This is a genomic window from Streptococcus infantis, assembly GCF_047460405.1.
In the GTDB taxonomy this organism is placed as follows: Bacteria; Bacillota; Bacilli; order Lactobacillales; family Streptococcaceae; genus Streptococcus; species Streptococcus infantis_Q.
The window spans coordinates 12,191-31,313 of the sequence record NZ_JASHGH010000018.1; the positions used below are offsets into that span (position 1 = coordinate 12,191).

Sequence of the window (19,123 nt, forward strand, 5' to 3'; positions counted from 1 at the left end):
GCTTGTAATCATGACGATAGAGAACTAAAAACAAGAACAAAGAATGCTATAGCGGATTGAACTTAGAGTAATACAATATAGATTCTAAAACATTTTTAGCAGCCTTGGTGTACTGTTCTAGATTCATTCTACTATATTTTCCGTATAAAAGCAGACGAATGTCTACTAGAAATGTTGAGTTTTGGCAAACGACTGGGAATGATGATGCTATAGATTCCTTATCTCAAATACTGCCGTATGAATCCACTCGTTATGCATTTGAAAGTCATTCTCTATGATTTTACTAAAGGTGAAACCGTTTTTTAAAAGCACTCTCTGAGAAGCCAGATTGTCCGTTGCCGTCCCTGCGATAATCTTATGTAAACCATAAGTAGTAAAGGCCTTTTCTAAAACGAGTTTAACTGCTTCACTTGCATAACCTAAATTAGTAACATTTTCTCCAATCCTATATCCAAGTTCTGCTGTTTTCCTATCCTTCCCTAAAACACTTAAATTGATTCTTCCGACCATAGCGCCTTGTGCATCTCTAATAAGATGCATGTAGACATCATGATTCTCTTGTTCCCTTAACAATTCCCTTGTAAGTTCTTTAAAACCTTCTGAGTCAAAATAGTGGGCTGGTCTAGGAGGTAAACTTCGCTCAAAATACTCCCGATTTTCTTTTTCAAAAGAATAAACATCTATGCTATTTTCTTCAGACATCAACTCTAAACTTATCATTCTAAACCATCTCCTATCATTCTCTAAACTCAAATTTACTCATGTTCACACAAAGTGACATTTACAGAATTTACAGAGCTATCTTAATTTTTTCATATCGTATCTACATTATAACACAACATACTATGAAGAAAAATAATATCCAATGTTAAAACACATTTCACCTCATAAACTGCGACACACAGGAGCGACACTTGCTAAACAAGCAGGAATGAGCTTAGAAGCTATTTCTGAAGCTCTAACACATAGCGACACAGGTACAACACAGATTTATGTCAATACTTCAAATGTGGTTCCTATGGCAGTCGGTGAATTTGCCTTAAAGTCTCTAAAACAATAAGGTGAAAATAAGGTAAACTTTGAGGTGAACTTTTTCAAAAAACATAAAAAAAGCACCCATGAGGTAAACTCTTGAGTGCTTTGAAACGTTGATATAATCGTATTGATTAACGTTTTGAGGCAACTGACTTTGTCAGATTGCAGCCACATTTGTAAGCGACTAAAGTCGCAACAACTGTGTCAATTGCACCAATTTAGTAAGAAAATTTAAAAAAGAACACCCCGAAAGGTGCTCTTTGTAAGTATAGTAATTCTTTCGAATTAACGTTTACTAAATTGTGATGCTTTACGAGCTTTCTTAAGACCTGGTTGGAAAAACTATGATTTGAATAACCTTCAGTAAATGCTTAAAATCAATGTTTTTCCACTTTTTCAGAAAATAGAATTTCATTAAATTTTAATAAATTTCATTTGAATGGTGTGAATTTTACCCTAAAAATACACGAATTGAGCTAGATTTTACCAAAAAGTTCACACCATATAAAATTTATATATAACTAAACTGTAATAGAGAAAAGAGAGCCACCGCTCTCTTTCTTTTTATCTATTATATTTTCGTTTTCTTGCTAAAGCAAATAGTCCAACACTTGCTCCAAGCAATGCTAAAAGTCCTGAATCCTTCGTTCCTGTATTTGGAAGTTGTTTCTTCGATTCTGCTTTTGCATTTGTAGTTTTTCCAGGAGCTTGATATGTTTTATCGTCTTTAGTTCCCACTGTAGCCACATTTACAACCTTATTTTGCGCCTTAGCATCTACGATATCAACTACTTTACCGTCAGCGTTAGTGACTTCCTTAGGTTGACCACCTGCGTTACGGATTGCATCTTCTTTGTCTTTCAAAGCTTGCAAGCGTTGTTGTTCAGCAAGGTATGCGTCATGGTCAGCTTTGAGTTGCTTGAAGTTCTCATATCTACGAGCCTTAGCTTCTGCGATACCCTCAAGACGAGCCAACTCTTCCTTAGCAGTCTCCAACTCAGCACGAAGTACTCCAAGCTTAGATTTAATACCAGTAAGCTCTGTTTCTAAAGCCTTAAGGACTTTATCACGCTCAGTAAGGGAAAGAGCAAGGACTTCATAAGTGTCACTAGCTTCTTTAGATGCTTCACGTTTACGAGCAAGGTCTGCACCAGCTGACTTACGAGCCAAGACTGCTACATCATGAGCCTTAGTAAGGACTTCCAACTCACCTTTGGCAGTTGCAAGGGATTGGTCAGCAGTTGATTGTTCAGCTTTAGCAGTCTCAAGAGCTGTTTTAGCTTCAGCAAGAGCCTTAGCTTTGTCAGTAGCGTTTGATTTAGCTAGAGCAAGCGATTCCTTAGCAGTTTGCAAAGCTTTAGTGTCCTGTGCTAGTTTGTCTTTAGCATCAGCAAGAGCCTTTTCAAGCGCTGGAACATCAATCTTGTTACCTAGCAAGTTAGATAAGTTAGTACGAGCATTAGCAAGAGCTGTTTCAGCGTCAGTGTAGGCAGTTTGGGCTGACTTGACTACTGATTTAGCTTCTTGAGAGGCTTTGAGTGCGTTGTCATAAGTTGATTGAGCCAAGTCTAGTTTTTCTTGCAATTTGGCAACTTTTTCGGCTGTGCTTGGGGCATAGATTACTTTGGTTTTGTCAAACTTAGAAGTAGGTTTAATACTGATATCGGAAGTTCCATCGATATGGATATTGAAGTAACCACTCTTTTTGGGTTGAATACCTACCCCAATGTATTGTTGATACACAACATTAGGTTTTGTATTGTCTAGGCTTGCAATACTTACTGCGTGTGCCCAGTCAGGTCCAAAGTCAAGGAACATCATAGCAATAAGATTCTCATAAATATCTTCCTTCAACCCTGCTAATGTAGATACCCCTGTGTTACTGAACCCTAGGTTTTCTGGAATAAGCACACCATTTTTCTCTTCTACACTTTCAAGAGCCTTGAAGTCATGGTCGTCTTGTTCTTTAGATGCTTTTGCAACTTCTCGAGCAATACGAATAGAATCTTCGGTCACAATAGCACGTGGAGTGCCAAAGGCATCACGGATTTGGTTGATAAGGTCAGCCGTGAACAAGTTAATTTCGCGCTCTACCTCTGGAGTAAGGTTAGCTACATCAACATTAACGTTACTGTCTTTATTGCTAGCTTTGAAACGATTAGGGTTGTTCTCAGTGTCTCCAAGATACCCATATTTTTCCATTTCTTTCTTACCAAGAGCCTTAAGTCGGTCAGATACAGATGCACTTTGAGATTTAGAATACTCTTTAAGAAGTGAAACATACTCTCTACTTACTGTGAAACGTGCTTGACCTTCAGTAGCGTCTGCAAGATCTTCTTTGGCACGGTCGAGGTCAGCTTTAGCAGAAGTAACTGCCTTATCTTTGTTGACTTGGTCAGCTTTAGCAGAGGCAAGGGCTGTAGTAGCTTGGCTGAGGTTAGATTCAGCTTGAGATACCCCAGTTTGAGCGTCTTTGATAGCTTGTTCTTTGTTAGATTGAGCCTTTTTACCGTTGTCAAGGTTAGCTTGGGCAGTCTCTACTGCCTGAGTGTCAGCACTAACTTGTTCAGTAAGAGTAGCTACCTCTTTTTCAAGGGGAGCAACATCAGTAGTAGATGAAAGAGCATCTACTTTTTTCTGAGCGTCAGCTACCTTGTTAGCAGTATCAGTGGCAGTTTTCTCAGCATTAGATACTACCTTAGTTTGGTCAGCTACCTTTTCAGCAGTCGCAGATACAGACTTATCAGCATCAGCTACAGTCTTTTCAGCAGTCGCAAGCTCATTAGCTCTCTTTTCAGCGTCAGCCTTAGCCTCAGCAACCTTTTCAGGTGTAACCGACTTAGCTTCTTCTAACTTTTTAGTAGTATCAGCGATAGTCTTTTCAGTATTAGCAATGTTTGCTTCAGTAGTTGAAACAACTTCCTTTTGCTTAGCTACATCCTGATTAGCTTTATCTGATTCAGCCTTAGCCTTATCAACATCAGCTTGACTAGGAACTTTAGCAACTACCTCGTCTTTAGCAACTACCTTAGTTGCAGGCTCATTAACGGCTACCTCAGTCTCACTAGCCGATACCCCAGTAGATACCCCAAAGGCTGTAAGTGCTAAAGTAGAAACGACTGCACCAGTGCGCAATTTCTTGCCGTAATCTTTTTGTAATTCCATCGTATAAATCTCCTTTTGATAGTTTTATAGTCCTATTTTATCACATATTGTAGTGTTTTAAAACTATTTTATATAGCATTTCTCTTTTATAGTAGTTTTTTAAGACTATAAAATTGAGTATGATAGGATTTAAGGGGTACTGATATGACAAAAACAAATCTACAATCTTATCTAGGTAAGAGAATCCGATTACTGAGACTTCAAAAAAATTTAACTCAACAGCAACTAGAGGAACTGGCGGACCTGCCACTAAAATATACTTACAAATTAGAAAATCTTGAGCCTAATATAAAAATAAAAACATTACAAAAAATTATGGATGCACTTGATACAGATATAGAGACTTTTTTCGATATATCCGTAACCGAAAGTAATCCTTTAATAAATCAGCTAATATATAAAATTAAGGAACTAACACCTAGTAAACAAGAACGAGTTCTCAAGCTAATGATACAGCTTATTGACGAAATAGAAGCATAAACCAAGTCACAAAAAAAATGACTTGGTTTTATTTTATTCTCCTGTAAATAAAAACCGAATGTTCTTCGCTATGGTTAAAAAATTTCTAAGACCCTAGCGCAAATTCTTTCTCCCTACCGAAAATGACTAATCAAAACAACTTAAAAAATGGGTATCCCAGCGAAGAGGTCTAACTACCTGAGCAAAATAAGAAGAGTCTGACGAAAATTTAGAACAGCATCATACTATAATATATATCCACTGGCGTAAATTTTTGACTACCTATACTATAATATTTATACAATGGCGTGTTTTTGAGATAATTTAATTTTTAATATTAAAATGACGTAGCTGAAGGAATCCCCTACCGATATAGTAAGTGAATACTCAAAGAAAAGGGGTGATGAAAAATGTACTATTTGAGTTAAATTGATAACATTTGATAACTTGTTATCATCAAAGATTAAAATTACTTGTCAGCATTCTAAAAAGTCTGACCACGAAAAGACAAAGAGGAATTAACATGTCAAAAGAAAAAAATTTAATCGTCGGCAACTACAACAGCGCGAAAGCATTTTTAGATGCTTTATCAACTTCTGTTGATATCCCAGCAGAGATCAAAGTAATTGATACAAATAACGGAATCATTAATGAAGGTCAAGAAAATCAACGTTCATGGGCATCTCTTACATGTGTAGATGTCGAACTCTACGAACAGTTTGAAAGTATTGGTCAGACAGATTTTTGCCCATCCTTTAAAATTAAGCTCAGAAACTATCAAGACGAAAACTTGGATGGTTTGATAAACGCTGACATCGTACTTAACAAGTATGACTTGTCATTTGTACTTGACAAATTGAAACAGCCAGTCGGCATCGCTCTTGTAGCTGAGCTTGCTGATATTGCTCTCAAATAGAAAAGAGGTGGCTTATGAAAAATTTCTTAAGAGAAATCATGGAATTAGAGTGGTACTATCAGATTTTCATAGCGTCAATTACCTTTGTTTTAATAGCACTACTTCTTAAGTTTCTGCTATGGATAGTTCCATTTATATTAGGTTCTTTGTTGTTCCTGTGGCTTGTGACAGATGGAGAAATTTTCTCTCTAGCTTGGCATCGATACAAACAAAGAAGTCAAACTGCTATTAATCCTTTATTTGATAGCTTCTATAACTGGTTAACAGAAGTTGGTGTAACAGAACTACCAATCTCTTCACTAAGTTACACACAAGGTGTCGAAGTTACGGAACAAGGTATTTACTTTGTTCATATTGACAAAGAAATCTCTGATGAATCCCTTGGAAACTTTGAAACAAAAGTAAGACAAGTTGTAAAAACTATGTCAAACGATTCTACAGATTGCGTTGTAAGTCGCTCTAAGCGTGAGCCCTTTCTTGCAGTCAAGGTTCGTTTAGTGTCAACCAATGACATGATGCTAATGCAAAAAAATCAAAGAGAAGAGGACTTCTAGCATGATTAAAAACGTTTTCGAGGTCAACAGTAGGGGACAACCTACCCCTTTCAACATTGACATAAACCGATGTTTCGCTTTAATAATCGCAGGCCCGTCAGGCTCAGGGAAGAGTACGTTTTTAAGAAGAATTATAGGTCTCATTTCATTTTATGATACAGATGCTGAAGCTTACTTTCTCGATTTTAAAGCAGATGAAGCAATGTTTCCAATGACTGGCAACCATGTCGCAAGAGGCTTTTACTGTCTAGAACTTTTTGAAACAGTCTACCAACGTTTTGAAGCTAGACTAAATAAACAAGAAAATATTGCTCATAATCTCTACCTAATTTTCGATGAATGGCAGGCTTTCCTTGCATATCTCGAACAAACTGATAAGAAGAAACACAAAGATGTTTTATCGAAAATGTTGATGATGAATAGCATGGGTAGAAGTCTAGGTTTACGAATCATTTTATCTAGTCAACGTTTCTTGATGTCTGACCTTCCAGGGCGCTACAATTTTAATTGTGTTATATCCTTATCAACTAGCTTTCTGCTAGCAACACACAACAGACAACTCCTTTTTCCTGATATGGAAAAAGATGAAGTCATAGTAAAACCGCGAGGATATGGCTATTTTCAACTTGAGGGAGAACCTGTCAAGATGTTTCGTACTATTCAAGTAAGAGACGAGGAACGTTTAAATCAACGGATGCAGGAGCTATTTTCAAGATATATCTAGCGCTTTTTCTGCTACACTTGTTTGATGCGACACTGACCTACCTAGGGATTTCATCGGTTTAGTGTCGGCACGACATTACCAGCAGAAAAATGCCTATTCACAAGGGCTTGAGGGGTGGAGATTTTTTAAGCGCAACGATGCCGAAGGCAGGGAGTGAAGCGCCAAAAAATACTACCCCGTCCCTTGTTGAATTGGCAAGCGTTTTCGGTTCGATGGGAATCCATCGGGCAGGAGAGGCTGGGATTTGAAGAGTTAAATTTAATTCTTAATTATTCCTAACGCGTGTTAGACTGGGCTTGTCAACGGTCTAACACTAGAATAGTTAAAAGAATAATTAAATAATAGTTAAAAAAGAAAGGTTAACTATACATGGCAACAAAGAAAAAAGAAGCACTTTTGACTTCTGTAGCAATTACACAATATTTTGATACGACTTATTGGAAGAATGGTTGGGATGAAGAACTGATTAAGTCTGCAAATATTGAAAAAATTCTTGAGGAAATAGTAAAAAGAGTTAGTGATGTCGCAACTGTTTCCGAAGCATACGCAATCAAGCATGACAAGGATACATCACTTGCTTATGACAGTGTAACTAGAACAACAATTTCCAAACTAAAAGAACCTCATATCCATGCCTTACTAAAATTTTCAAAAGGTGCTACACTTACCGATTTAGCAGTAAAAATCGGATTAGAACCTCAGTATCTTGAGAAAGCTAAATCCGGTAGATATGGCTACGATAACTTGTTAGCTTACTTAATTCATGCCAAAGATAAAGATAAGTATCAATACAGCCCTGATGAAGTGATTACTCTAACAGGTAAAAACTATTTAGAAGTTTATCACGAAAGACATGTAAGCTGGCTGAAAGGTAAAGCCAAAAAAGAGGTAAAACAAACCTACAAAGATATTGATTTGCTAATCGATAACATTCTGAACGGAAACATCACCAAAAAGGAAATGCTTCTGAATAAAGACTATCACATGCTTTATGCAGTCCACAAAACTAAGATAAACGATACCTTTCGTACCATTGGAGAAATCAAAGGAACTATGACACAGCATGAACTGGAAAACAAGAAATTCAAGAAGACAATCCTATTCATACATGGTGCCTCTGGACTTGGCAAGTCAACATTTGCAAAAGAGATAGCAAAAAGTCTTATTCAGTTAGCAAAACTGAATAATCAAAACTGGAAATCAGTCTTGACTGCAGGTACAAATATGTTTGATGAAGTAAACGGAGAAGAGATTCTTTTTCTTGACGATGTTAGAGGAGATAGTTTAACCGCTTCAGACTGGCTGAAACTATTAGACCCTTATAATATTAGCCCTATCTCAGCTCGTTATCAAAATAAAATAGGCGCTGCTAAGGTCATTATTATCACAAGTTCTAAACATCCTTTGACCTTCTTCTACCACACCAAAGGCAATAATCGTGAAGATTTATCACAATACATTAGAAGAATCGCTCATCTAGTAACCTTAAGGGGAAATAGCGATAACATTACTTTCCATGAATCACAACCTAAACGAACTATAGACAGAATTGTGAAAATTCCAGGCACTGACCAAACGACATCGTTATCATACGATTTCACAACTGACAACGAAGCGACAAGTAAAGAAGAATTACTATCCATGTTAGTATCTACAGTTGGACTATATAATAAATGGGAGCACTGGGATTATAACAAAATAAAAACCCCGTCCGAAACTTTGGCGAGCAAGGACGAGGTGGAAGATAATCAAGAAAAGTAAATAGGGTATCTCTTGATACCTCTATTATACCATACATTGGAGGAATACATGCAAGTCATTTTACCAGATGAACAAGTTCAACAAATTCAGCGTCTACTTGCTGAACTTATCACAAAAGAAATTGAAAAGAAACTGCACCATAATAACCTTGAAAGCCCTTTTTTAAACAAACAGCAGGCTTGCCACTATCTAGGCATCTCAAACAATACTCTAGATAGTTGGATCAAGAAAGGATTACCTCACATTAGAGTCGGAAAAACTATTCGCTTTGATAGAGCAGAAATCAATCGCTGGTTACAAAATCAGTAGCATTTCTACCGTGGTTTGTTATAATGAAATCACGGTATTTTTCTAGCTCAATTAAAAAGGAGAATACTATGTCAATTACAAAAACTAAAAATGGAACTTATCGCTTACGAATCTACATTCCTGAGGAAGTTAAGTCTTCACTAGGTGTTGATAAGAAAGTGATTGAGAAACGGTTCAAGACAAGGAGTGAAGCAAAAAAATACGAACTAGAACTTCAAAACAAGATTGATAAACTTATTAGTGGAGGTTCTGCTTCATTGGAAAATAACGGTTCTATTCTTTTTTCAGATTTCTATCAGAACGTTTGGTGGGAATCCTACAAAGCAGGTCAAACTACTTCTACTGCTAAACCACCTTCTCAAGCAACTATAGTTGGAACAGAAATTGCTTTTAGAAAACACATCCTACCTATGCTTGGTAACTACTCTATTGAGTTTCTCAATCAAAATAAACAAGTTGTACTGAATCTATTGACTCAAAAGGCTGAAGAATATGCAAATTTCAAAGTTATCAGGAGCTACGTTAATTCTATCTTTGACTGGGCAGAAGAACTAGAGTATATCGAAACTAACCGTCTATCTAAAACAATAAGTCGTATCAAAGCAACTAAGAAAATCAAGCTACAGGAATCTAAAAATGATGAAGATTTATTTCTATCTCAAGAAGAACTTCAAGCATGGTTTACAGCTTTTGAAAAAGATTTAGAGGCTGAAAAAATTCTATTCAAAGACTATGTCTTATTCTATACTACATTTTTCTTAGCAGACAGGAAATCAGAGAGTTATGCTCTACAATGGAAACATATCAATACAAGTAAGCAGGAAATCCAGTTAGTACAAGCTCTAGATAAATACAAAAAACCAAAATCTACCAAAGGGAATAAAAAGACAACTTTCCGAATCCCTATTGAATTGACCAACTTACTTAAAGAATGGAAAAAACAGCAAAAAGATGAACTAGCAAAATTTGGAATTATCCAATCCAATGAACAGTATGTCTTTACTTATATCGATATGAAAGGAAATGTTAATAGCCCACTACACTCTGACTACCTCAATAATAAGATGAAATCTGTCAAACGTCGTCATCCAGAACTTAAGCATGCTACACCTCATAAATTACGACATACAGGGGCAACATTAGCAAAACAGGCTGGAACATCTATTGAAGCTATATCTGAGGCTCTAACACATAGTGACACGATTACAACAAAGACTTATGTCAATACTTCTAATATCATTCCAATGGCTGTTGGAGAGATTGCTTATCGCTCCCTAAAAAAGTAATGGTGTGAATTTGGTGTAAAAAATGGTGTGAATTTTACTAAAAATCATCAAAAAAACACCCCATGGTGTGAACCATGAAGTGTTGTAAATGCTGTATTGTAGCTGATTCTTAACGTTTTGAGAACTGACTAGCTTTACGAGCTTTCTTAAGACCTGGTTTCTTACGTTCAACTTTACGTGAGTCACGTGTAAGAAGTCCTGCGCGTTTCAATGAATCGCGGAAGTCTGGGTCTACTTGAAGAAGGGCACGAGCGATACCGTGACGGATAGCTCCTGCTTGACCAGCGTATCCACCACCTACAACATTAACGAAAACGTCGTATGAACCTGCAGTTGAAGTAACTGCGAATGGTTGGTTGATTACAAGACGAAGGTCAGCGTGTGGGATGTACTCTTCAACATCTTTTTTATTAACAGTGATTTTACCAGTTCCTGGAACAAGGCGAACGCGTGCAACAGCGTTTTTACGACGTCCAGTACCTGCATATTGTGCTTGTGACATACTTTATTGTTCCTTTCCTTAGATAAGTCCTGAAATATCAAGAACTTCTGGTTGTTGTGCAGCGTGAGTGTGCTCAGCTCCAACGAATACTTTCAATTTCATACCTTGAGCGCGGCCAAGAGTATTGTGTGGAAGCATACCTTTAACTGATTTCTCGATCAAACGTACTGCATTTTTAGAACGAAGTTCACCAGCAGAGATTGATTTCAATCCACCTGGGTGGTTTGAGTGAGTGTAGTAAATCTTATCAGTTGCTTTTTTACCAGTCAATTTAACTTTTTCAGCATTAATAACGATTACGAAGTCACCTGTATCAGTGTGTGGTGTGAATGTTGGTTTGTTTTTTCCGCGAAGTACGCTAGCAACAACTGCTGAAAGGCGTCCAAGAGGTACATCAGTTGCGTCAACAACGTACCATTTGCGTTCTACTTGGCCTGGTTTAGCCATGAATGTAGTTTTGTTCATGATTTCTCCTATATGAATGTCGTTTTTGTTTACAGGGCGGATGTTCCGGTCCGCAAGTTATTTGAAAGGTTCCGGGGCCTTACAAATGGGGTAAACAATACCGCCTACTATTGTATCAAAAATCTCAGATAAAAGTCAAGAGGTTGGAAAAATATTTTTTTATTTCTGCCAGATTCGTAGTCTTCTTTCCCCCTTCTCCTCAAGCATGGTCTGAAAAGCTTTAGAGACTAAATAAATGGCACAAGTCAAGAATAGCGTAACGACTAGATAATTGATCAAAGGACCGTGGTCGCCAACCAATGGTGGTTTTGTCAAAAAGCCATAATCTCCACCCGTCATTAGATTAACCATAAAGATCAGCGCATTAAGCGAAAATGTGATGATTAGGATTCGTTTGAAATCCAATAAATTAGCATCGTAGTCCTTCAAGAGATAAATCAAGGAATTTCCAAGAAGGGCTAAGTGTCCGAAAATAAAGGACAAAATGGCAATATGTGGGAAGGGATAGGGATCTGGCACTGGATAAACAAAGGCTGCCAAAGTCCCAAAGGTTCCGAGAACAGCAAAGTACTGTTTGACTCTAGAGACACCCGGGGTCAAAAGCACTACAAACATTGCTAAACGGCAATGATAAAAGGGAAGACTTTCAGTTAGAGGCATCTGATTTACTAAATACCATCCGTAGAGCAGGATTAGCTGTACCGCCTGTAAAATCTGGAAAAATCGCTGACAGACTTTTTTCTCACCATAACGGTAGGCAAGAAATACAGTCAATGCCAATAAGGTAAATAGACTTCCATACCAAAGAAGGTCAAATTGGGGTGGCTCCGTCGGCTGCGTGCTAAATAAAGCATCCCAAACATTCATGTAACTTTCCTCATTTTCATATAAGCCAATCTCTTACTGATTTTTATAGAGCCTAGCTTACATTTATTTCTTATATTTTTGTGTTCCAAAGAAGCTATCGGTCTTAAGATAAAGCAAAGCTTCTAATCGATATATTGTTCCCGCTCACCCTGATAGACCTGCCATAGAATTTCCATTTGTTCTTGGGTTATTCGTTTTTCAGATAGGGGTGGGAGATTCTTGATATCAAAAAATTCAAGTTCTGCAATTTCTTGATTTTCTTGAAATTGTCCATCCAATAACTGACAGTCAAAGACGAACTTGGCATACTGTTTGTTCTGAAGTTGAAAGCGATTGGTATCAAAAACCGCTAATAAAGAGCCTACTTCTGCCGAAAAGCCTGTTTCTTCCTGAACTTCTTTTCGGATATTTTCCTTGGGAGAATATCCTACCTCGCCAAAGCCACCAGGTAAGGCCCAAGTATCCTCTCCTTGCCCTCTAACCAAACAAATCTTCTGATTTTGAACAATCCATGCCCTTACATCCATCAAGGGAGTTGCATAGCTACCTGTCGGTTTTAAAATTGCAGTCAATTCCTCTTGATCAAGCTCTGTTTGATCCTGCAAGACACTCCATAAAATCTGACGTAAATCCTCATAACGTTCACGGTCATAAGGATCCTTTGAATAGGTCAAGCCAGTATCAGTGATAGCTAACATTCTCTGAATAGCTTTGGCGAAATCAGTTGTGCTCATTTTCTAGGCTTTCTACTAGCTTGGCTAGATTCATAGAGTTCGAACCTTTAAGCAGAATCTGGTCATGTGCGCCAAGACTTTCCTTGACCTGCTTGACCATAGCTTCAAACTGGTCTTCTTCAGCTGTTTTCTTGAAGTAGTACACATGACCGATTGGGAACATTTGACTGGCTAATTGAGCCAAGTCAGCGATGTCTTCACCGTAGAAAATTACGGTATCAAGGGCATCGGGTGTAATGCTCAAAATCATTTGATTATGAAGTTGAACAGACTGGTCTCCAAGTTCTTTCATGTCCGCCAGAACTGCGAGTTTCTTACCACCTTCATTGGCTGGAATGGCAGAGAAAGTCTCTAAAATCAACTTCATAGCAGTTGGGTTGGCATTGTAAACATCTGATAAGATATCCGCTCCATTAGCTGCCTTTTTCCACTCGGTACGATTACGGGTCAATTCAAGATTTTGGAAGGCTTGACGGATTTGCTCTTCAGTCACTCCTTCTTGAAGAGCAACATAAGATGCAATCATAGCATTAGTCGCATTGTACTTACCTGTTACTGGCAAGTCAAGAGCCTGCTCTAAGAAATTGGCCTTGAAGGTTAAGCTATCCTTACGCTCAATCAATTCTGTAATTTCGAGTTCTGCACCTGGACCAAAACGAACTACTTTTTGGTCAGCAGGTAGATAATCCTCTACAATGGGGTCAGCCGGTGCCAAAAGCAAGGCACCCTTTTCCATCCCATCAGCGATTTGTAATTTCCCTTTTGCAATTTCAGAACGGTCCTTGAAGAAGGCCAAATGAGCTTCTCCTACCAAGGTCACAATAGCTGTCTTTGGATGAGCTAGTTCAGATAAGAGATGGATGTCTCCTAGGTGATCCTGTCCCATTTCCAAGACCAGCTTTTCGGTATCATCCGGCATATGGAGAACCGTGTAGGGAAGGCCAATCTCGTTATTATAGTTCCCTTGTGTTTTGTAGGTTTTGTAGCTTGTTGAAAGCAAATGAGCCAACATATCCTTGGTAGTAGTCTTCCCATTCGAACCTGTAACAGCAAAGACATCGACACCAGTCTTTTGAAGGTAATAGGCCGCAAGATTTTGAAAGGCTGTCAAAACATCTTCTACCAAGATATAAGGATGACCTTCTACTTCTTTCTCTGATAAGGTTAAAGCTGCGCCATTTTCAAAAGCTGTCTCGATAAAGTCATGACCATCACGCGCCCCCTTGAGTGGCAGAAATAAATCCCCCTCAGAAATCAATCGACTATCAAACTCTGCCTTAACTAGTGGACTATCCACATAGCTAGTCACATCATTTTTTGCACCGACGACACGCGCAACTTCGTGAATCGTAAGTTTCATATTTACTCCTTTAAAAAGGGGCAAGAAGTCTCTTCCCGCCCTTATGTCTGTCTTTACAATAGGTGCGCTTCACGCTTATTAAAACTTTCCTTAGCAAGATCAACCAAACGCTCGATTAGTTCTGGATAGCTAATTCCCATATTGTCCCAAAGCAAGGGATACATAGACCATTGGGTGAAGCCTGGCATGGTGTTAAGCTCGTTTAGGAAAACTTCTCCCTTATCTGTATAGAAGAAGTCGCAACGCGACAATCCAAGTCCACCGATAGCACGGAAGGCAGTTTCTGCATTTTTACGCATGACAGCTACCACGTCATCACTGATTTTGGCTGGGATGTCCATACTAATCTTGTTATCGATATACTTGGCATCATAGTCATAAAAAGCTACATCTTTGACAACTTCACCAGGAAGCGTGCTCTTGACATCATAGTTTCCTAAGAGACCAACCTCGATTTCACGCGCATTTACTCCTTGTTCAACCAAGACACGGCTATCGTACTTGAAGGCAAGTTCGAGAGCTTGATGGAGTTCCTCTTTATTTTCAGACTTAGCAATCCCAACACTAGAGCCCATATTGGATGGTTTGGTAAAGACTGGGTAACTTAATTTTTCTTCTACTTCTGCAATCTTAGAAGCCAAATTATCCCCTTCAACGATAGCTACGTAAGGAACTTGGTCAATCCCAGCAGACTCCAAGACACGCTTGGTAGTAATCTTATCCATAGCAAGACTCGAAGACAAGATGTTGCAACCAACATAAGGCATTTTCAAGACTTCTAGAAAACCTTGGACAGAGCCGTCCTCTCCCATCGGTCCATGAAGGACTGGAAAGACTACTGCTCCTTCTTCGTAGACAGCACTTGGAGCAATTTTCTTGTCCCAATCGATTGTTTCATTGGTCATGAGACGGTCTTCCTGCCCAGGAGTTTGGGTAAATTCTTGGGTTTTGATAAAGTCTCCAGACTGGCTGATAAAGAAGGTTTTTACTGTGAAACGATCATAGTTAACCGCACGCATGACACTCTCAGCTGACAAGACAGACACTTCACGCTCTGCACTGCGTCCACCATATAATAGAATAATTGTTTGTTTCATATGATTGTCCTATTTCTACTAGAATACTCGCCTTTTAGTATATCACATTTGTCTATTTTTTTAAACTTGAATAGCATAAAACAAGAAAAGAGACTGGAAGAAAAATGGTCCAGTCTCTGTGTTCTTAAAATTTTATACCTGCTAGCTAATTATTTAGCGATTGAACCTCATAGACTAGAGTTCGGTACGATTTTCGATGGCTCTTAAGAGTGTTACTTCATCCGCATACTCGATATCAGCTCCCACTGCTAGACCTCGTGCTAGACGAGTAACCTTGATCCCTGCAGGTTTAAGAAGTCGAGAGATATACATAGAAGTCGCCTCACCATCAGCAGTTGCATTGGTGGCTACAATGACCTCTGAAACCTCGCTATCCATGAGACGTGTCATGAGACTTTTAAGATTGATATCGTCAGGGCTAATCCCATTCATTGGTGAAATGAGGCCGTGCAAGACATGGTAAAGTCCGTGATATTCTTGGATATTTTCCATAGCCGCCACGTCTCGACTATCCTCTAATACTAGGATAGTTGATTGGTCACGGCTAGGATCAGTACAGATGGAACAAGGATCATCATCCGTCAGACGTCCACAAACAGAGCAATAGGTCAATTCTCGTTTAGCTGCTAGAAGATTTTTAGCAAATTCATTGACATCGTCATCAGACATCCCAATGGTATAAAAGGCCAGTCGGGTCGCTGTCTTAATCCCGATACCTGGAAGTTTAGAATAGCTGTCAATCAACTTAGCAATAGGTGTTGGGTAAAGCATGGCTTCCTTTCTAGTTCATTGGATGGTGTTGGTTGTAAAGATTGATAATATCGCGCGCAATCGAAGGTCCGACACCGTTGGTTAGGTTGGTATTGTGAGGGAAGACAACTGCAACTGCAATCTGAGGATTATCGGTTGGGGCATAGGCTACTGCGTTGGTATTATTAGCCTTCTGACCACCATTGACATAACTTTCGGCTGTACCCGTCTTACCACTGATAGAGACTGTTGCCCCATTTGAAAAGGCACGGCCTGTAGTAAGGGCACTGGTTCCGTGTGATACTTGGTAAAAACCTTGTTGTAGGATGGACATGTCAGATTCGGAAATATTGATTTTATTCATTTCGGTACTAGCTGTTTGCTGAATCAAACTTCCTAAACCGCCTTGCTCATTATTATCATAGACTCCCTCTACTATACGAGGAGCCAAGCGAACACCATTATTGGCAATAGTTGCTACATACTGAGCTAGCTGCATCGGGGTATAGTTATCGAACTGTCCAAAGGCGTTATTTAGATAATTCGCCAAATCATAATCTTTAGGGATAAATCCTGTTGACTCTTCGGGTAGATCAATTCCTGTAGAAGCTCCCAGGCCATATTCACCAAAGGTTGAACGTAATTTCGCCATAGCAGACTCAAGATTGCTGGTTCCTACTGTCATATTAGGCTGATAGGTTTGCCCCATGATTCCAAGAGCTGTCTGGACCATGTAGGTATTTGATGAATATTCCAAAGCCTCAACAGCTGTAATCGGGAAGGAACCGTAAGAAAGGGTATACCAAGAATTAATTGGTGCAGAACCTTGAAAGACGATTGGTTGATCTGTTAGCGTTTGATTGCCTGATAACACACCATTTTCCCAACCTGAACTGATGGTTGCCGCCTTAACAACAGATCCTGGAACAAAGACATTGGTGACAGTTCCGAGTGAATCTGGAGTCAATTCACCAGATTCTAGATTGTGCTTGATCCCTGACATGGCTAGAACAGCTCCTGTCTTAGGATTGAGGGCAACCGCATAGACACCTTCCGAATATTGGGCACCTCCATTAGCAAGCTCAGAATTAAAATAGCTTTTCAAGAGGCTATCCACACTATCTTGGAAGGCCAAATCAATGGTCAGTTTAATGTTTTTACCCTTGCTACCTTCCTCAATGTTTTCTACGCTCTCCATATCACCATGTTTGTCGAGATGGATTTCTTTAACAGTACGTTTCCCTTGTAGGACTTCCTCATATTGTTTCTCAAGGTAAGAGGTTCCAACACGGTCATTGAGGGAATAACCTTTTTTAAGATAGGCATCTACTTCCTCAGCTGGAAGGCCTGATTTTTCACTTGAAACACTTCCTACGATAGAGGCCAGAGAGGTTTCAAGAACCTTGCGATCCCACGAAGTCGAGATGCTAATCCCAGGTAACTCTTTAGAGGCAGAAGCAATTTGAGCGACCTGAGTATCGCTTAAGGGATCCGTTTGGATATTGCCTGTTGCAAAATTTCCAACTGCATTGAGCTGACTAAAGAGATAAATTACCTTCTTTTCATCCTCTGTATAATTAGTTTGGCTAGAGGTAACACTCTCAACAGCATTGTTATAAAGATCCGATTCAGAAAGTTGATTACCATCTGAGTCAAAACGCTTATCTTTTGGAAGAGCCTCTACCGTTTTTTTATAGACAGCTGGGTCCGCTAGATAATAATCAGCCATCTGACGTTCTGTCAAATTTGGAGAGGAAACTGTTACATACGTTAAAAGTTTAGTAGAAATATCCTTTAAATCTGTAGCCGTCATCTTATTACTTCGTGTGAAAGCCACGACTTGTTTGACGGTATTTTCTACCAAGGGTTTTCCAGCCGCGTCATAGATTTCTCCACGAGCAGAACCCGTTGTTACCCTAGTTTGGCTAGCAGACGCTAACTTGGCTTCATAGAAATCCTTATTTACGAATTGCATATAGAGTAAGCGACCAATGATGGTCATGAAGAGCAAAATAACGATTGCAAACAATAAATTAAGCCGAGTCGGTATCGAATGGCTATTAAATTTTCTCATACAAAGTAGTCTCATTTCTAATCAAAATCTTACTCTTCATTGTACCATAATTTAAAGAGAAAATTATGGAAAAAGAAAAGACTTTTCCTTTTTATCCAAAAAACAAAGCAACTGTGGTATAATTAAAGTAAGCGCTATTTTATAGATTTCATTGATAAAAATTTTAACCAATAACTACAAGGGAGGCCCATGAACAAGCAAGATATCTCTACGATTATTGATCTTCACTTTGAAGAAATGACCGATTTAGAGCAAGAGATTGCCCGCTATTTTTTGCAGGCAGATACCATTCACGATGACTTGTCTTCTCAGCAGGTCACTCAAAAACTTCATATTTCTCAGGCGGCTCTCACTCGTTTTGCCAAAAAATGTGGCTTTACGGGTTATCGAGAGTTCATTTTCAAATACCTACAACAAATTGACAACCTTTCAGTCCCTCAGCAGGATATGAACCCCTTGACTCAACGAGTCTTGAGAAGTTATACAAATATCCGTGAAATGTCTCAAGAATTGATTGATGATGACCAACTGGAGCGCATTGCCCAAATGATTGATCAATCAGAACGCGTCTATTTTTTTGGGACTGGAAGTTCTGGCCTCGTTGCACGTGAGATGAAATTGCGTTTCATGAGACTTGGAGTCGTTTGTGAGGCTTTGACAGATCCAGATGGTTTCGCCTGGACAACCAGTATCATCGATGAAAAATGTTTGGTCTTTGGCTTTTCCCTTTCAGGAACAACTCCATCCATCATTGACAGTCTACTAGACGCTCAAGATATGGGGGCTAAAACTGTTCTTTTTACTAGTACGCCTAGCAAGGAAACTCAGGAATTTACAGAAACTGTACTGGTAGCAAGCCAGAGTCAGGCTTCCTATATCCAACGCATTTCTGCCCAACTTCCTATGTTGATCTTAATTGATCTACTCTATGCTTATTTCCTAGAAATTGACCGTGAGAGTAAAGAAAAAATCTTTAACAGTTATTGGGAAAATAAAAAACTAAATGGCTATCGTAGAAATAGAAGATCTAGATAAGCCTTCATCCCTTTCAAGCGAATAATCATA

18 protein-coding genes and 1 pseudogene are annotated in these 19,123 nt (G+C 38.8%); 9 read left to right on the forward strand and 10 right to left on the reverse strand.

Annotated features, from left to right (window positions below; genetic code table 11):
• Window positions 1-207: 207 nt before the first annotated feature.
• Window positions 208-720, reverse strand: a complete 513-nt coding sequence (locus QM928_RS08465) for a GNAT family N-acetyltransferase (protein WP_075231497.1) — start codon at window positions 718-720, stop codon at window positions 208-210.
• A gap of 139 nt (window positions 721-859) precedes the next feature.
• On the opposite strand from QM928_RS08465, the pseudogene QM928_RS08470 reads away from it, so the two are divergent.
• Window positions 860-1,060, forward strand: a pseudogene (locus QM928_RS08470) (tyrosine-type recombinase/integrase); the annotation flags it as partial.
• 539 nt (window positions 1,061-1,599) lie between these two features.
• Here QM928_RS08470 and QM928_RS08475 read toward each other — a convergent pair.
• The gene (locus tag QM928_RS08475) at window positions 1,600-4,200 is read right to left on the reverse strand and encodes an SEC10/PgrA surface exclusion domain-containing protein (protein ID WP_414295049.1); all 2,601 of its coding nucleotides are present in this window, start codon (window positions 4,198-4,200) and stop codon (window positions 1,600-1,602) included.
• Between the two features lie 144 nt (window positions 4,201-4,344).
• Here QM928_RS08475 and QM928_RS08480 point away from each other — a divergent pair, with 144 nt between their 5' ends.
• From QM928_RS08480 to QM928_RS08510, 7 genes are all read left to right on the forward strand, one after another.
• Window positions 4,345-4,680 (forward strand): helix-turn-helix domain-containing protein, encoded by a 336-nt coding sequence (locus QM928_RS08480; RefSeq protein WP_414295050.1) that lies wholly within the window; start codon window positions 4,345-4,347, stop codon window positions 4,678-4,680.
• 502 nt (window positions 4,681-5,182) lie between these two features.
• The gene (locus tag QM928_RS08485; protein WP_414295051.1) at window positions 5,183-5,575 is read left to right on the forward strand and encodes a hypothetical protein; all 393 of its coding nucleotides are present in this window, start codon (window positions 5,183-5,185) and stop codon (window positions 5,573-5,575) included.
• Between the two features lie 14 nt (window positions 5,576-5,589).
• Window positions 5,590-6,129, forward strand: coding sequence for a hypothetical protein (locus QM928_RS08490; protein WP_414295052.1), 540 nt, complete (start codon window positions 5,590-5,592; stop codon window positions 6,127-6,129).
• Between the two features lies 1 nt (window position 6,130).
• Window positions 6,131-6,853, forward strand: a complete 723-nt coding sequence (locus QM928_RS08495) for a hypothetical protein (protein ID WP_414295053.1) — start codon at window positions 6,131-6,133, stop codon at window positions 6,851-6,853.
• 369 nt (window positions 6,854-7,222) lie between these two features.
• The gene (locus QM928_RS08500) at window positions 7,223-8,614 is read left to right on the forward strand and encodes a Rep family protein (RefSeq protein WP_414295054.1); all 1,392 of its coding nucleotides are present in this window, start codon (window positions 7,223-7,225) and stop codon (window positions 8,612-8,614) included.
• Window positions 8,615-8,662: 48 nt separating this feature from the next.
• A complete protein-coding gene (locus QM928_RS08505) occupies window positions 8,663-8,923 on the forward strand; it encodes a helix-turn-helix domain-containing protein (protein ID WP_414295055.1) in 261 nt (86 codons plus the stop codon).
• A gap of 68 nt (window positions 8,924-8,991) precedes the next feature.
• Window positions 8,992-10,209, forward strand: a complete 1,218-nt coding sequence (locus QM928_RS08510; RefSeq protein ID WP_414295056.1) for a tyrosine-type recombinase/integrase — start codon at window positions 8,992-8,994, stop codon at window positions 10,207-10,209.
• 109 nt (window positions 10,210-10,318) lie between these two features.
• On the opposite strand, the gene rpsI is transcribed toward QM928_RS08510, so the two are convergent.
• The 8 genes from rpsI to pbp2b form a co-directional block, all read right to left on the reverse strand.
• Window positions 10,319-10,711 (reverse strand): 30S ribosomal protein S9, encoded by a 393-nt coding sequence (gene rpsI / locus QM928_RS08515; RefSeq protein WP_002893764.1) that lies wholly within the window; start codon window positions 10,709-10,711, stop codon window positions 10,319-10,321.
• Window positions 10,712-10,729: 18 nt separating this feature from the next.
• Complete coding sequence (gene rplM / locus QM928_RS08520) at window positions 10,730-11,176, reverse strand: 50S ribosomal protein L13 (RefSeq protein WP_002876943.1); 447 nt, start codon at window positions 11,174-11,176, stop codon at window positions 10,730-10,732.
• Window positions 11,177-11,335: 159 nt separating this feature from the next.
• Window positions 11,336-12,043 (reverse strand): TIGR02206 family membrane protein, encoded by a 708-nt coding sequence (locus tag QM928_RS08525; protein WP_414295057.1) that lies wholly within the window; start codon window positions 12,041-12,043, stop codon window positions 11,336-11,338.
• Between the two features lie 122 nt (window positions 12,044-12,165).
• Window positions 12,166-12,777, reverse strand: coding sequence for an NUDIX hydrolase (locus QM928_RS08530; protein WP_373094174.1), 612 nt, complete (start codon window positions 12,775-12,777; stop codon window positions 12,166-12,168).
• Window positions 12,764-14,137 carry a UDP-N-acetylmuramoyl-tripeptide--D-alanyl-D-alanine ligase gene (locus QM928_RS08535; protein WP_414295058.1) on the reverse strand — a complete coding sequence of 458 codons (1,374 nt, stop codon included), beginning with the start codon at window positions 14,135-14,137 and terminating at the stop codon, window positions 12,764-12,766. Before QM928_RS08535 ends, QM928_RS08530 begins: the two co-directional genes overlap by 14 nt.
• A 53-nt stretch (window positions 14,138-14,190) precedes the next feature.
• Window positions 14,191-15,234, reverse strand: a complete 1,044-nt coding sequence (locus tag QM928_RS08540) for a D-alanine--D-alanine ligase (protein ID WP_414295059.1) — start codon at window positions 15,232-15,234, stop codon at window positions 14,191-14,193.
• A gap of 174 nt (window positions 15,235-15,408) precedes the next feature.
• Window positions 15,409-16,005, reverse strand: a complete 597-nt coding sequence (gene recR / locus QM928_RS08545) for a recombination mediator RecR (protein ID WP_315639846.1) — start codon at window positions 16,003-16,005, stop codon at window positions 15,409-15,411.
• 10 nt (window positions 16,006-16,015) lie between these two features.
• The gene (pbp2b, locus tag QM928_RS08550) at window positions 16,016-18,073 is read right to left on the reverse strand and encodes a penicillin-binding protein PBP2B (protein ID WP_414295060.1); all 2,058 of its coding nucleotides are present in this window, start codon (window positions 18,071-18,073) and stop codon (window positions 16,016-16,018) included.
• Window positions 18,074-18,247: 174 nt separating this feature from the next.
• Between pbp2b and QM928_RS08555 the strand changes: the two genes are divergently transcribed.
• Window positions 18,248-19,093 carry a MurR/RpiR family transcriptional regulator gene (locus QM928_RS08555; protein ID WP_075231529.1) on the forward strand — a complete coding sequence of 282 codons (846 nt, stop codon included), beginning with the start codon at window positions 18,248-18,250 and terminating at the stop codon, window positions 19,091-19,093.
• Window positions 19,094-19,123 lie beyond the last annotated feature (30 nt).